This is a genomic window from Tsuneonella sp. HG222, from assembly GCF_053819185.1.
Genome location: NZ_JBSOQZ010000003.1, coordinates 1 through 14,385 on the forward strand (window position 1 = coordinate 1; position 14,385 = coordinate 14,385).

Genomic DNA, 14,385 nt, shown 5'->3' on the forward strand with positions numbered 1-14,385 from the left:
ACACTCTTCGAGCGGGTGCTGTCATCTGTGAATGGCCCCTGCGCTGCAAGGGGTAAATTGAGTTGATGTTCGGATCTGACAGGGTGCGGTCATCTGTCCCGCCTGTTGGCGCGGCGCGTGATGGCCGCTGGCCCTGATGTTGTCCGCTAGTCGAGTCCAATTCAGTCCGGCGAGTTCGAAGCTCCGACAGCACCTAGGTCTGTCCCGGCCGTTGCGCCCGCGTTCAGATCGTCATCATCAGTCCAATTGGCACCCTTACAATTCGACGCAGCCGCGTTTTGTGCGCTGCGATTGTTCTCAGCTTGCGGCAGGCGAGCGATAGGTCTCGCCACGCTCCAGTACTGCCCAGACGATCCGGGCGTTCTTGTTCGCCATGGCAACGGTGCCGAGCCGGGCCGGCTTACGGCCCGAGCAGGTTGCGCACCCAGTTGGCTGCAGGAGTATCGGCGGTTCGTGCTCGCCGCACCACCGATGTGGCGCCGACAACGAGCAGCTTCCTGAGGTAGCGATCTCCCATCTTCGAGATCCGCCCCAGCTTGTCCTTGCGGCCTGAGGAGTTCTGGCGATGACCGGGCCCAGCGAAGCCGAGAACTCCCGGCCCGAACGGAACGCTGCCGGATCGGTCACCGGGGCGGCCAGGGCGGTGGCGCTGATAACGCCCACGCCCGGGATGATGGCCAATCTCTGACTGGCCAGGTCTTGGCGGTGCCAGACCAGGAGTCGCCGATTGGGTGCCTGGATCTGCCGGACGAGCGCATGAAGCTGCTCGGCCAGGAGCATCATTGCCGCCTTCGCCATGTCCGGCAGTACCGCGCTGTCTGCCTGCCGGATCCGCTCAACGAGATCGCGACCTCCACTTACGCCTTGAGCGGCGACCAGGCCGGACTCAGCACAGTGTCCGCGGAACGCGTTGATCAGCATAGTGCGCTGGCGCACCAGCAGTTCGCATGAGCGCTGCAGAACCAGCACCGCCTGCCGCTCTGCGCCCTTGTCTATCACGAAGCGCATGCTCGGACGTCGTACCGCCTCGCAGATCGCTTCGGCATCGGCCGCTTCGTCCTTCTGGCGCCGCAGATAGGCCTTCACATAGGCAGGCGGCACCAGCCAGACCTCATGGCCCAGGGCAGAGATCTCGGGCGCCCAGTGATGGGCGGTTAGCACACGCTTCCATCCCAACCAGGCAGGGAGGAACCTGTGCCAGCGCCCCAAGCAGCGCCCCGCTCTGTACCTTCTTGCGCCAGACGACGGTGCCCTGTGCACCAACCCCGTGAAGCTGAAAACAGACTTGGCCAGATCCAGGCCGATCGTGGTAATCTCGATGGTGGATGGTCCTTTGTTGGGGTTGCTTCGACAACGGCCCACAATACGACTCAGCATCGTTAAACACAGGGGCCATCCACCCCATCAGTTTATGCGGCTTCTTCGGACGAGGCATTCCCGCCCTGCCCTCAGTTCCTTACCAGCCGCTGCATTTGCTTTGACGGTGCCCCTGAACCTGATCCGCCTTCCCGCAATTGTTCATCGCCGAGATAGCTTTGGGGACTAATCATTCTTACGAGTAAGAATTAATCGGTGCGGCATTGTGCGCCCGCTGGCTGTTTAACTGGAGGTTTGCCTTGGTCTGGCGTGCAACTCGGCTTCACCCGCGCTTCTTTGCCGAGATCACGGGGGTCGACCTGAGCACCGAGCCGACGCGCGAATTGCGCGACTTTATCGAGCGGGCCATGACTTCCTATGCCGTCTGCGTGATGCGGCAGGGCCCGATCAGCGATGAACAACAATTGCGGTTTGCCCGCCTGTTCGGGACGCTGGAACTGCCACCCGGCTATCCCGACCGGCGCAGCGAACGTATGGCGCCTGAACTGTTCTTCGCCGGCAATCTTGATGCCGAGGGACATATCAAGGTGGTCCCGCGCCACCGGAACATCGCTGCGGCGGCAGAGCTGTTCCACGCTGACAGCTCGTTCCAGCAACGTGGCAGTAAGTGGTCGATGCTGCGCGGGGTTGAATGCCCGCCGCCTGAAGTGGGTGGCGATACCCTGTTCGTGGACCTGCGGGCGGTTTACGATGATCTGCCCGATGCCTTGAAGGCACGGCTCGATCCACTGGTCGGGATCCATGATTTCTGGGAAGCGCGCCGACGCGCAGGGCATGTGGGTGACGCGGCAACGCGGCAGGCGATGCAACTGCCGCCAGTCCGCCACCGGCTGGTCCGCACCATGCCGAACGGCCGCAAGACGCTGTTTATCGGCGGACACTGCACCGGTATCGAGGGGATGGATGAAGCGGAAGGGACCGCGCTGCTGCAAGAGCTGTATGAGCGCGCAACATCGCGGGAATATGTCCATCGCCACAGCTGGATCATTGGTGACATCGTGATCTGGGAAAACCGCTGTGCGTTGCACGCGGCCACCCCGCTCAACACCACCACCCACCGGCGGGACATGCGCCGTGCCACAGTGCTGGAAGACGCGTACTAGGCCGTAAGGCGCGTTGAAGGCACTGCTTCAAGCAGATGCTGCAGAAACAGGGCCGTGTGCGTGGCGGCCAGGCGGGCCGCCTGCTGATCATATGCCTGATGTGGCGGCAAGAAGCCGAAGCCGTGCATGGCCCCGCTATAGATCGTCAGATCGACCTGAGCGTGTCCGGCGCAGTCTGCGGCAATGACTTCGATTGCATTGGGCCGGGTGGCTAATTGCTCTATCTCGGCCATATGCAGCTGCAGCGGGCCAGACAGGCTGTCGATAAGATCCAGCCGGGTCTCGAACGCCGTGGGATAATAGCCGACGACCGCGTCGACCCCGTTCCGTATTCTGGCAATGCAGGTGATGCGTCCACCATAGCACCAGCCGATCGCCGCCACCTTGCGGAAATTGGCGGCAGTCCGCAGATCTCCAATGGCCGCCAGCATGTCATCGTCGGCTGCGCGGATCATCAACCCCGTTTTTCACTGACATCCAGCTAGATTACGTCGACTTCTTCCGTCTGCCATGCCCTGGGCCGGATTTGCTTCCCAAGCCGAACTTCATTGCAAGGGCACGACGCGTCTCGGCATAATCAGGCGCGACCATCGGATAGTCCGTAGGAAGGCTCCAGCGGACACGGTACTCATCGGGCGTCATGCCATGATCGGTCATCAAGTGGCGCTTGAGCATTTTCATCTTCTTACCGTCTTCCAGGCAGACGATGTGATCCTTCTTTACCGAAGATCGAATGGAGACCGCAGCTTTGGGAGTCTCTACAATAAGCGCAACATCCCTCCGAAGATTGGACAGAGCGGCATAGACGCTCTGGATTAGCGAAGAGACTTCATCAGCGGCCATCGAGTTGTTCGAAACGTAAGAGACGACGATGTCAGTGGTGTGGGCAATCAGCATCTCAGTTTCGCCGGCTTCCCCTTGGTCCATGTCAAAGCTCCTGAGTGATTGGGTAGGATCCTCTAGCGGCGGGGATGCGCGCCTGTCGACGTGATCTTGATCGAAACGCAAGGCGAAGACGCCGCTCATCGAACATGCGGTCGCTTTTGCGGCGGTGCAACGCCCTCCCGCATCTTGCGCAACAGCATCGAGCGGCAGCTGGCCGATTTTTGGCCCGGAGTCCCCGAACTGCGGTACTTGGCAGTGCATATTTGTCGCTTTAGGCCAGCCACGGGGTTTTCAATTGAGTACGTTGGCTGGAGGGTCGCACGTAAATTCTTCGTTGACAGCGGTGATGCGATCGACGCGAATGGGTAACGAGCCAAGCACAATGAGCATTTTTGATATTTCTGAAGAAGGCGCTCGGCGCTCCCCCGTGGGCGGTAACCAAGAAAGCTGCCGGCATTCAGGCGGCTTACCGGTTGCCGGATGGCTTGATGCCAGGGTCGAAGAGCGGCGCCTACGTTTTGAGGTCTTCTCGCCCGAGGTCGTCAACGATCAGGGTTGGCTCATCCTTCTGGTTCTCTACCGCGCGCAACTGCAGGACAGAGCTGTGACGCAAGAACAAGTTGCCGATGCGGCTAACCTGCCAGCCACTGCCGTGGTGAGGTATGTTGACCACCTGGCTGCCCATGGCCTGGTCCAGCGGGATGGCACCCGATCCGACGGCCTTGTCCGCCTCGCCGATCATGGACGCCGAGAGCTGCCTTACTTTTCCAAGTTCCTGGAGCATCAAAGCCCGGAAGGCTTCAACTGAAGGCTCCACCCACGAAGCGGCACGCCAGGCAGAGAACGAACTTGCCCGGCGTGCCAGATCGAGAACGCGACATGATTACGTTGCGTTAGCAAGCTGGTCTGGTTGATTGCGAAGAGGCCAGCCTGCTGCTGCCGCTTGTGCATCCTATTGTATCGCTCGCCAAGCGGAATTCACGTTTATTAACAGTTAGCAGAATAGTGGCCGACGGTGGGAACGGTCGAGCGCAGAGAGCTTTTACAAGGGTGGCGCATCTGGCGTAAGCGAATCCGGTCGGTGCGCCTCCCCCTCTCGCTCACCTGCCCACGATTGGCGTGAGGTGCGCCGCGCGACGGCCGCATCGCTGGCACTTGAGCCGCTCCTCAAGAACTTCGATCAACAGCATCCGCTCGCGCAGCCGGCGCTCGGTCATCATCGCCACCGCTTGCGCGTCGACCGCGTACCCACACTCGGGACGCAGGTAGCGGTTGCGTAGGTAGTAGCCTTGTCGGGCGAAATCGTTGATCGAAACGAGACTGTGCCGGACCGTGGCTCATTTGGACCAGACGCGGAGCAAAGCGCAAGCGCCAGCGTGCCCGCTGTGCTGGCTTGAGGGGAGGACCGGCGCGGTTGAAGTCGTCGCCGACCCGCTCGGCCGCGAGGCGGTCAATTGCACGCGCTGCCGTTGGGATTCTAGGCAAGACGAGACCCCAGAGCCCGGCGCCTCTAGCCTAGCCGACGATCACGATTGCTGCCCGACAGTCGGCGATCCGCCGGCACGCTTTGTGCTCGAGCACCTGTGTCACCGGATCGGCAAGGTCCTGCGCACGGAAGCGGCGGACGCGCAGTGCTGATACACCGCCGCGGCTTGATCGGTGACGGAATGGCGGCCCTGCGCCCCAGCTGGCCCGTATCCACTAAGGGTACTTGCGTAGTGAATTTTTTACCGGTTGTCGCAGCTTAGCGGCACACACCCACATGGGCTGGTTGATCCCCGTCCATAGTACTGAGGCGCTGCGGCCGGCACGGGTTCGAAACTCCGGCCGCAGCGCCGCTTCGTGTTGCCGGAAATTTCGGAACCCGACGTGTCCCCGGACCTCTGGGTTCGCATCCAGGATGATCGGGAAAAACAGCGGCGGATTGCCGAGCAGCGATCGATGCTTTCCAGAGCTTGAGCAAAGTCTTTCTCCCTATGGAAGATGAGGCATTCGGAGAGCTGCTTAGGCGTCTCGATGAGGCTTTGAGGCGTTAGAGGTTCTGTGCCTCGTCCTCGGCACCGCCCCCATATCACACCAAGAAATTCCAGGCCTACGTCCATTCCGGCGGCGGCGCCCCAGCGATCCGCCAACGCGGATCTTCGGGTTGCCGCATTGGTCTGCGCATCGCGATCGCTTCGCCAAGAAGATAAGTCGTGCCCAACGTTCCGAAAACCATCGTAGTGAGTAAGACTGCTACTTCCACGGTTGCCTCCACTTCAACGACAAAAGCGAAAGTTGGCTTGTTAGCCTTGCTCCCAAATTAACGCTGGGCATGCGGGAGGGTTTTGCGGACGCCGCTCACCGCAGCCCGTGCCCCGCTTGGCGCGAAGGAACGGGACGTTTGCGAAATCCCGGCGGATGAGGTGCATGGCTAGGCGGCGGCAGGGCACCCGGCATCGACCAAAAGAATATCATGCCAATTTTTGGACCTACCGACGTATTTGATCACATCTCTGCTAACCGACTTCGTGATCGAAATGGTCGCAGCTTGATGGCAAGTGGGCCGTAGGCGGCTTCACGCTGCTTGGTGGCGCAGTTGTCAGAAGTTGGCGGGGGCGAAATCGTGAGGCTTGCCGTCAAGTTGAAGTTGAAGTTTGACCTGCGCCACGCGCCCTAGGACGTCTCTACGCCTTGGTGAAGCGAGAGAAGTTCGTCGAGCTCGCTGTGCAATTCAATCAACCGATCAATCGACGCTCGCAGTTCTCGAACTTCGCAAAACTCGCTGTGTGGGAGGAAGCTGAAGCCGAGCAAGATGAGGGGGGTCAACGAAAGGATCGAGGCCACAAGGACACGACGCAATTGCGAAGTGGTAGGTTCTGAGTTGAAAGATGGTTAAACCTGCATAGTCTCCCTTTCCTAGGACAGACCAATTTAAGGTGCTATGATCGAAAGAGCCCGTTGCGAGGACAACTGGGGGCACAGTGTTCAATAGCGACGCGGGGCGAGGCGCTGCCTCACACCTGCCCGTTATGAATGGCAGCGTGTTACGATTTGCCCTCACTGGCCGCCTTTTCAAAGCCTGCGTCGCAATGCAGACTGTTCGGTTCTCGGTCCATAAGCAGACAAACAAACCTGACCCTTCAGGAGTCTGCGTAAAGCCGAGTATGGCACACATTCGCTGCGTCGTACCCAAAGCCGCCATGATTGATTGAGGGACAGGAATTATCAGGGCGACCCAGATCCTCCTGAGCCACACAAGAAATTCTCAGCAACCCGGTACGGTTTATGGGTCATCAGTAAGTGTATCCGCGATGAGAATGGTATTGCAGTCTGCTACAAACTTGACACGCTCATTGAAATAGCCAAACGCTTTGAACGTGGGGCGCGTTTGCATGGGGCACTGCTCATTTCAGATAAATTTTGTCAGTAAGCGGCAAACCTTCTGGTAGCTCAAATGCATCGATAGATTTATGCAAAATTGGAACACTTTACTTGGACAGGGCGAATTTATTTCTGTATGTCGCATATTTGATTTTTTTCCAGATGAGGAAAGTATAGCCGAGTTTTTCTTCCAAATCCGTGGCGGCCCTACCTTTTCCTGCAAGCGCTGCAAAAGCCCCGGGATCTGGCAATTAACACCCCGACCTTTCCTCCGCTCGTGCGGGCGCTGCGGTTTAGAATTGGATATCATGGCTGGAACTTGGCTTTCGCGAATTAATCTTCATCCACAGAGTTGGATATATTTACTGGCAATCTACGCCAACCGCGAACCTCCTCTTTCACTTCGATTTCTTGCCGATCATTTTGCGATCTCGAAATCGAAAGCATGGGAAGCCCTAACTTTGCTCAGAAATCGCATTGCTCTCATACGAACACTCGAATATGAGCCCTCCGACTATCGCGAATGCTACGTTGACGAGTTTCTATTTTACTACGGTCGACGTTGGCGACGCAATCCAACGCTCGGTACCTTCATCTTGGGCTTAAGCAGCGCCAGTGGCATCCAAGTCAAGCCGAGCCAACCTGGCAGAATGCACTATGCGAAACTATTGGCCGGCCTCCAGTTGCAGGATGCAATCCTGACCACGAGCAATCTGCCACTGTGGGAAAGTCTCACACGGGACGGGCGTATCAGCGTGCGGTTGGCGGAATGGGAAATGGGGTCCCAAAATGGCGCGCTTGTGGAGGCTCGGGCCAGGCTTAATGCATTTTGGCCTTATTTTAAAAGAAACGCTCGCCGAGGGCGGTTCACTCATCGGGGAGAGCATCTCGAACGATATCTGAATGAATACGCCTTTCGGTATAGCGAAAAAGGCCGCGGCATTCGCATCTTTGGTAAACTTCTTGGTGTGATCGAGCGTTTCCGATGAAGGGGAACCGGGGAGTTTCGTTCAAGACGCTTTTAGGCGCCTTTCCAGACGAAAAGTCCGCAAAAAACTTCATGTTTCACCACGCCAATCAGACGTGGTCGTCAAATAGCGGACGCGCGCCAGGTTGCGCTTGGGCATATTGCGAAACAACCGAAATGTTCCTTTGCCGAAAATGCGGCGAAAGCCGCAAGGCAACATTCGGAACATTCTACTCGAACTTGAATCTTCCAGTGCGCATGATTTTTTACGCCATGTTACTGATTTGCGAGCTCAACGGAGGTATATCATTCCGCTTCTTTTGCAGGCATCTGGGTATCTCGATCAAGGAATCGAAGAAACTACTAAGAGCACTGAGGTGTCACATGTCGATAGTTGGTATCGTGACAAAACTTGGTGGACCCGGCAAGGAAGTACTAATCGATGAGACTGTTTTAAAGCTTAGAAGCAAGGGCCAAGCAACAATTTTGGGATTGTATGATAGGAATGCCTTGATCCTGAAAATTATTCCCGACAAGCGCAACGAGACGTTGACTGCAGTCATCGAACATCATGTGGCACGAGGGTCGCTCTTGGTCACTGATGGATGGGCTGGCTATAAGGGGTTGGCGGGACGTGGGTGGCGTCACATCGTTATTCGCCACGGCAACGGCTCGCTCAGCGATGATCAAGGTTTCACGACGGCTCCGATCGAGACCATGTGGAGATCGCTCAAAGAGAGGCTTGGGAGTTCGCTCGGCCACGTGTCTTACGACAACCTCGATTCTTATCTGGGGGAATTTTGCTTCGTCTTCATGAGTACCCGGATCAAAAATTGGGGATTCTGGCGCCTCGCGACCTGCTATCGGCACCCGTCTTGCGAGAGAGAATAAATTCGGAGGCGCCGGACGCCGATATTCGCTTTGTGAGACGAGGCGAAATGGGCCCTTTGACCTTGTGCTTCGGTGTGACCACCTGACTAGAGAATCTCGTCAGATACGAAATTTTGCATCGCACACTCTTCTCCGCCCAGCTTGTCGAGGTGGACCTGATCCGGCCGCCGTCGAGCGAATCGGTCGAGAGTACGATGGCGCGCTACGGCTTGCTGGCAAAACCTCCGGGCAACCGAGGTCATTTAAGAACTTAGCACGGCGGAACGGATCGGCAGCGCTAAAGGCACATAGCGACACGATGAAGAATCTCTAGCGCTCGAAAGATTCGTACCCCGGACCCCATAAAGGGCGACCTGGGTGAGATCGGCGATATGCCAAACGAATGTCGGCACGAAGAGCAAGATGTATGTTTCCAAGGCTCTGGCGGATCCGGCTATAAGGATTTGGGGATCCGTACCGTATTCGAATCAAAGCCATCCCATTGCCACCACGGTAATACCCACGAGGACGAACATGCTCGTCAATCAGTCACCCAGCGATTTTTTTTGAAATCGTCGGTCAAACTAGCTCACCTAAGTCCGCGTGATTGTCATTCTGGAATACTGGAATCCCTACTAATAGCGGGTTTCCCCCGAAGTCGATCTGTAACGTTAAGTTAGCGCCGCCAATGGCATATAGATTACACGCCTATCCAGCCATTTGCCTTCCCTTACCACTCGATCGCACCACGCCCGTTGGCAGTGAGGAAATTATTGGCCTTGCTAAACGGCTTCGAGCCGAAAAACCCCGAATGGGCCGACAGCGGGCTGGGATGCGCGCTGGTCAGCACGAGATGGCGACTGCCCCGGCCGAGTTCGGGAACGTCCTGCGCCTTTCGGCGCGCGTGGTTGCCCCACAGGATGAACACGCTCGGCGAGTCGCGTTCGGCCACTGCCGCCAGGGCTGCATTGGTGATCGCCTCCCACCCGCGCCCGGCGTGGCTGCCCGCCTTGCCCGCTTCGACAGTCAGCGACGTGTTGAGGAGCAGCACGCCTTGTAGCGCCCAATGTTCGAGGTTCCCGCTGCTGCGGCGCGCTATGCTGAGGTCGCTTTCCAGCTCTTTATAGATATTGAGCAGCGAGGGTGGCAGGCGCTCGTCCTCGGGCACCGAGAACGACAGGCCGTGCGCCTGCCCGGGTGCGTGGTACGGGTCCTGCCCGAGGATCACGACTTTGACCGCATCGAGCGGGGTCAGCTCGAACGCGCGCAACCGCTGGCCGCGCGGGGGGTAGATCGTGCGCCCGGCCTCTTCCTCTCCGAGCAACCAAGAGCCCAGCCGGAGGGCCTCGGGCCGGGATAGACTCGCATCAAGCGCCGCGCGCCAGCTTTGGGGTACGGGTTCGAGCATCTTGGCAGCATAGACCGCTTGCGCCTGCCCCTCCACGCGGCGCTTCCCCTCTATCCCCAATCGGCCTAAGGCGCTTAGCCAATGGCTGTTCATTTTCACGAAGAGGATCTGCCCGCAGGCGTGCTCGCCCCCGGACCGGTCGCCGTCGATACAGAGACCATGGGTCTCGTCACGACGCGCGACCGACTGTGCCTGGTGCAGATCAGCGACGGGCGCGGCGACGAGCACCTTGTCCGTTTTGCGCGCGGCAGCACCTACAACGCACCCAACCTCAAGACGGTGCTGGCGGATCCGGCGCGGCTCAAGCTCTATCATTTCGCGCGGTTCGACCTCGCGGCGATCGAGTATTACTTGGGCGTGATGGCGGCGCCGGTGTTCTGTACCAAGATCGCCAGCAAAATGACCCGCACCTACACCGACCGGCACGGCCTCAAGAACCTGCTCGAGGAATTGCTGGGCGAGACGATCTCCAAGCAGCAGCAGTCGAGCGACTGGGGCGCGGCAGAGCTCAGCGATGCGCAGAAGGACTATGCCGCCGCCGATGTGCGCTTCCTCCACCGGCTGCACGCGGTTCTGGTCCCGCGGCTCGAACGTGAAGGGCGGCTCGAACTCGCGCAGGCGTGTTACGATTTCCTTCCCGCACGCGCCCGGCTCGATATTGCCGGCTGGGCCGATCGCGATATCTTCAGCCACGAGTAAGGCGTCCGCGCGCAACGCAACCCGATGACTGTAAAAGCCGATCAGATGCGCGACCGCCGCCGCGCCTTCGCGGCGCCCGGCGGCCAGTTCGACCGGCTGGTCCGTTGGCTCGCCGTGGGGCTGCCCGCCGCGGTGGGCGTGGTCGCGGCGCTGATGGTGATCACGCCGCTCAGCCCGCGGGGCGAAGTCAGCTTCCTGCTCGACCGCAACAAGGTGGCGCTCGCCGACGACCGCCTGCGGGTCGACAGCGCGGTCTATCGCGGCGAGGACGACGAGGGCCGCCCCTTCTCGCTCAGCGCCGGAGAGGCGGTGCAGCGCAGCGTGACCGAACCGGTCGTGCGAATGAAGAACCTCGTCGCCCGCATCCTGCTGCCGCAGGGGCCCGCGGTGCTTTCGGCCGACTTGGGGCGCTACGATTACAAGACCGACCAGGTTACTGTCGACAGCAAGGTCGCCTTTCAGGCGGCCGACGGGTATCGAATCACTGCGAGCGGCGTGAACATCGACCTCAAGCAGAAAATTCTGGTCGGCAGCGGTGGCATAGACGGGGCGATCCCGGCCGGAACGTTCTCCGCAGATTCGCTGCGCGCGGACCTGTCGGAACGATCGGTCGCTCTGGTCGGGAATGCCCGCCTGAATATGGCTCCTGGGCGGATGAGGATGCCGCAATGAACCGTTTGATCGCGAGGGACGAAGCGCTAGAGACTGAACCCATGCAGCGCTCCCCGCTTTCTCGCCTCGCCTTGCGCGGTCTCGCCGCCGGCCTCGTCGCCGGCACAGTCGGCGCGTTGTCTTTCGGCAACGTCGCCGGGGCGCAAGGCATCGCCGGGTTCAATTCCAACCAGCCTGTCAACTATGCGGCCGACCGGATCGAGCTGCAGGACCGCCAGAACCGCGTGGTGTTGTCTGGCAACGTCGTGATCACCCAGGGCGACCTGCGATTGAGCGCTGGGCGCACGACGGTGGCCTACACCGACAACGGCAGCCTGCGGATCCAGCGGATCGACGCGACCGGCGGGGTCAACGTCAACCGCGGCAACGAGCGCGCGAGCGGATCGGCCGGGGTGTACGATTTTAACCGCCGAGTGATCGTTCTGTCGGGTGGCGTTTCGCTGCGCCGCGGCAGCGACACGCTCAATGGCGGGCGCCTGACGATGGACCTCAACAGCGGCCTTAGCAGCATCGACGGCCGCGGCGGCTCGGGCACTCCCGGGGCGACTTCCGGCAGCAACGGCCGGGTGAGCGGCACGTTTTCGGTTCCGGACACAGATTGATGAATGAGCGTGAACATTCAGAGGGATTACATTGGTGTAATATTCCTCTGTGTGTGCAGAGCTTTTTCTTCAATTACCAAAAAAATAGAGTGAGGGCGGCAAGCAGAAATCCGCCGCAGATCATCACAATGATTGCGTCGACTTCCCATGGACTCTTGTCGGCCAAGTCGGGACTTTCGCCAAGTCGTTGCAGTATTGCTCGGCGCAATTTGGCCAATAACAGTGACATGGTCAGAACAATCAATTGCTTTCAGGGACATTCGGTTGATGTAGCTGCGCTTAGTTGTTGCGCCAAGTCAGCTTACGCCGCGATCATAATGCATGCGAACTGGCTTACTGCATAGCGTGACGGTTGGCTTCCGAGCCGACGCTGGGATCGATTGAGCACGAAACCCCGGTCGCTAAGGGAAGTCCGCGGCGGTGAAGAACGGGCATTTCGAAAATGTTGCAGGTTCAGCCTAGACCACTCGCCTGCGTTTGCAACGAGAAGTGATCTTATATACGCAGATCATGCCGGATGATTCACGGCTGCTTTTTTGAGGCAGGCTTGAACAGGAGCGATCATACCGAAGCAGAGTAGCGTATTTTGAAGCACTTGCTGCCGTATGAGCCTGAGAACCATGGTCGAGGCAGACGGGCCGAGCAGAACCGCTCGATCATTAATGGCATTCTCTGGAAGCTCCGGTGCGAGCGGAAAATTGAAGCCTCCATCCCCGGGAAATATAACCGCCGCGTGAAGATCAAACACGTTCAGTCGCTGTAAAAGAAGCGCAACCGAATGAGCCCATGCTCGGCCTTCTCAAGATCAACAGCGCGCCATTTCCATGCGTTATAGAAAAATTGCAAACAGCTCCTCGGTAATGGTCCATATCGCCACCGCCAGATACTGGCGCAAATTTGTCCACGCCACCTATTGCATTGGCGGTGACGGCAGACAAACTTGAAATTGAGCCTGTCAAAACTGGCTACTTTATCGCCAAAGCCGGTATCTTAGTTTCGGAGCGGTTCCGAATTTGTCGGAAGTCTGTCGCGTGCTTCAGACGCTGAGGCCGGCGTCAAGTGCTCCTGACGCTAACCATATTCTGTGCACGAAATGGGACACCTAACTTGCGTTAGATATACGTCGGCCAGATGCCTGCTAAGGGAAAATACGTAGCGATTGGATGCTTGCGCGAGTCGCTTCTTCGCAATCGACGGATTTTCAGGGGTAGTGGGTCATGGCTGACGTCGGAAGTTCTACTTTGGACTATGGTCCTGTAACGGTTGGGGGTTTTGTCGACGGACGTCTCGGCGACAATTCGGGTGGCCCTAACGACGACCAGGACTGGTACCGTGTCTCCCTGGGCCTCGGCACATATACGTTTCTGGTTAATGGCGCAAAAAATGCTGCCGATACTGTCGATTCGACGTTGAATCTGCGGGATTCGATGGGTGCCATTCTTTCTACCAATGCTGTCCTCAGCGTGAACAATTCGCAGATCGTCTACACCATAACTACGCCAGGGTTTTATTTCCTCGATGTCGCTTCGCAAGGAAGTGGTAGTGGCCCTCGTCAGGGCGATTATCGGCTCTCGGTTTCACAGAATCCAAATGTGGCCCCGGTTCTAAATACTAACAAGACCCCGGTCCTCAGTTCGGTCCTCGAAGATGCGGGCGCACCGGTCGGTGCCGTCGGAACGCTTGTCTCCTCGCTTGTCGATTATACCACACCGGTCGGAGGGCTCGACAACGTTACCGACGCCGATGGCCCAGTTTTGGGGATCGCGGTCGTCTATCTCGATTTAACCAGTGGCAGCTGGTATTTCTCGCTTAACAATGGGTCTTCTTGGTTCTCGGAAGGGATCGTCGGCGAAGGCGCGGCGCGTTTTCTTCTGGCGGACGCCAACACGCGGATTTTTTTCCGACCAAATGCCAATTTCAGCGGGACGGTGAGCGACGCAATAGCGTTCAAGGCTTGGGACGGGACAGCCGGCAGCAACGGCGGGATGGGCAACACCTTGCCAAGCGGAGGACCCACTGCATTCTCCATTTCGACCGACACCGCCAATATCACGGTCACCGCGGTTAACGACGCACCGTCAGGCGCGAATGCCAGCGATACGACCAACGACATCACCACGCTCGTGCTCGATACGGCCGATTTCAACACCGGCTACACCGATCCGGAGGGAAATGCCTTTACCGGCGTGGTAATCACCACGCTGCCTGCGGCGGCGCAGGGCAAGCTGCAACTCAACAATGTTGATATCAGCGCCGGGCAGTTCGTCACGCTGGCGCAGCTCAGCGCCGGTAACCTCACCTTTGTGCCGGTGGCGGGCCAGGGCGGGACCAGCCCGACGTTTACCTTTCAGGTGCGCGATAATGGCGGTACGGCGAACGGCGGGATCGATACTGATCTTACGCCCAACACCTTCACCGTCAATATCATGGTATCGAATC

Annotated in this window: 12 protein-coding genes; 8 read left to right on the forward strand and 4 right to left on the reverse strand. The window is 58.7% G+C overall.

Annotation, left to right across the window (positions count from 1 at the left end):
- Positions 1-297: 297 nt before the first annotated feature.
- Positions 298-1,377 (reverse strand): IS110 family RNA-guided transposase, encoded by a 1,080-nt coding sequence (locus tag ACWPMZ_RS16445; RefSeq protein ID WP_455705172.1) that lies wholly within the window; start codon positions 1,375-1,377, stop codon positions 298-300.
- Between the two features lie 239 nt (positions 1,378-1,616).
- On the opposite strand from ACWPMZ_RS16445, the gene ACWPMZ_RS16450 reads away from it, so the two are divergent.
- A complete protein-coding gene (locus ACWPMZ_RS16450; RefSeq protein WP_455705173.1) occupies positions 1,617-2,480 on the forward strand; it encodes a TauD/TfdA dioxygenase family protein in 864 nt (287 codons plus the stop codon).
- Here the strand turns inward: ACWPMZ_RS16450 and ACWPMZ_RS16455 are convergent.
- Together ACWPMZ_RS16455 and ACWPMZ_RS16460 are read right to left on the reverse strand one after the other, a co-directional pair.
- Positions 2,477-2,935 carry a dienelactone hydrolase family protein gene (locus ACWPMZ_RS16455; protein WP_455705174.1) on the reverse strand — a complete coding sequence of 153 codons (459 nt, stop codon included), beginning with the start codon at positions 2,933-2,935 and terminating at the stop codon, positions 2,477-2,479. The two genes, ACWPMZ_RS16450 and ACWPMZ_RS16455, sit on opposite strands and share 4 nt — an antisense overlap.
- A 31-nt stretch (positions 2,936-2,966) precedes the next feature.
- The gene (locus ACWPMZ_RS16460; protein ID WP_455705175.1) at positions 2,967-3,407 is read right to left on the reverse strand and encodes a MucR family transcriptional regulator; all 441 of its coding nucleotides are present in this window, start codon (positions 3,405-3,407) and stop codon (positions 2,967-2,969) included.
- 340 nt (positions 3,408-3,747) lie between these two features.
- Here ACWPMZ_RS16460 and ACWPMZ_RS16465 point away from each other — a divergent pair, with 340 nt between their 5' ends.
- The 3 genes from ACWPMZ_RS16465 to ACWPMZ_RS16475 all read left to right on the forward strand — a co-directional run bounded on the left by ACWPMZ_RS16465 (position 3,748) and on the right by ACWPMZ_RS16475 (position 8,586).
- A complete protein-coding gene (locus tag ACWPMZ_RS16465) occupies positions 3,748-4,173 on the forward strand; it encodes a MarR family transcriptional regulator (RefSeq protein ID WP_455705176.1) in 426 nt (141 codons plus the stop codon).
- A gap of 2,644 nt (positions 4,174-6,817) precedes the next feature.
- Positions 6,818-7,717 carry a hypothetical protein gene (locus ACWPMZ_RS16470; protein WP_455705177.1) on the forward strand — a complete coding sequence of 300 codons (900 nt, stop codon included), beginning with the start codon at positions 6,818-6,820 and terminating at the stop codon, positions 7,715-7,717.
- Complete coding sequence (locus ACWPMZ_RS16475; protein ID WP_455705178.1) at positions 7,714-8,586, forward strand: IS1595 family transposase; 873 nt, start codon at positions 7,714-7,716, stop codon at positions 8,584-8,586. The genes ACWPMZ_RS16470 and ACWPMZ_RS16475 overlap by 4 nt, the downstream gene beginning before the upstream one ends.
- Positions 8,587-9,295: 709 nt before the next feature.
- On the opposite strand, the gene ung is transcribed toward ACWPMZ_RS16475, so the two are convergent.
- A complete protein-coding gene (gene ung, locus ACWPMZ_RS16480; protein ID WP_455705183.1) occupies positions 9,296-9,973 on the reverse strand; it encodes a uracil-DNA glycosylase in 678 nt (225 codons plus the stop codon).
- An 81-nt stretch (positions 9,974-10,054) separates the two neighbouring features.
- Between ung and ACWPMZ_RS16485 the strand changes: the two genes are divergently transcribed.
- From ACWPMZ_RS16485 to ACWPMZ_RS16500, 4 genes are all read left to right on the forward strand, one after another.
- Positions 10,055-10,672 carry a ribonuclease D gene (locus ACWPMZ_RS16485; RefSeq protein WP_455705179.1) on the forward strand — a complete coding sequence of 206 codons (618 nt, stop codon included), beginning with the start codon at positions 10,055-10,057 and terminating at the stop codon, positions 10,670-10,672.
- A gap of 24 nt (positions 10,673-10,696) precedes the next feature.
- On the forward strand, positions 10,697-11,344 hold the full coding sequence (locus tag ACWPMZ_RS16490; protein ID WP_455705180.1) for an LPS export ABC transporter periplasmic protein LptC: 648 nt from the start codon (positions 10,697-10,699) through the stop codon (positions 11,342-11,344).
- Positions 11,341-11,946 (forward strand): LptA/OstA family protein, encoded by a 606-nt coding sequence (locus tag ACWPMZ_RS16495; RefSeq protein WP_455705181.1) that lies wholly within the window; start codon positions 11,341-11,343, stop codon positions 11,944-11,946. The genes ACWPMZ_RS16490 and ACWPMZ_RS16495 overlap by 4 nt, the downstream gene beginning before the upstream one ends.
- A 1,217-nt stretch (positions 11,947-13,163) precedes the next feature.
- The coding region (locus tag ACWPMZ_RS16500) for an Ig-like domain-containing protein (protein ID WP_455705182.1) at positions 13,164-14,385 on the forward strand (1,222 nt) is incomplete at its 3' end.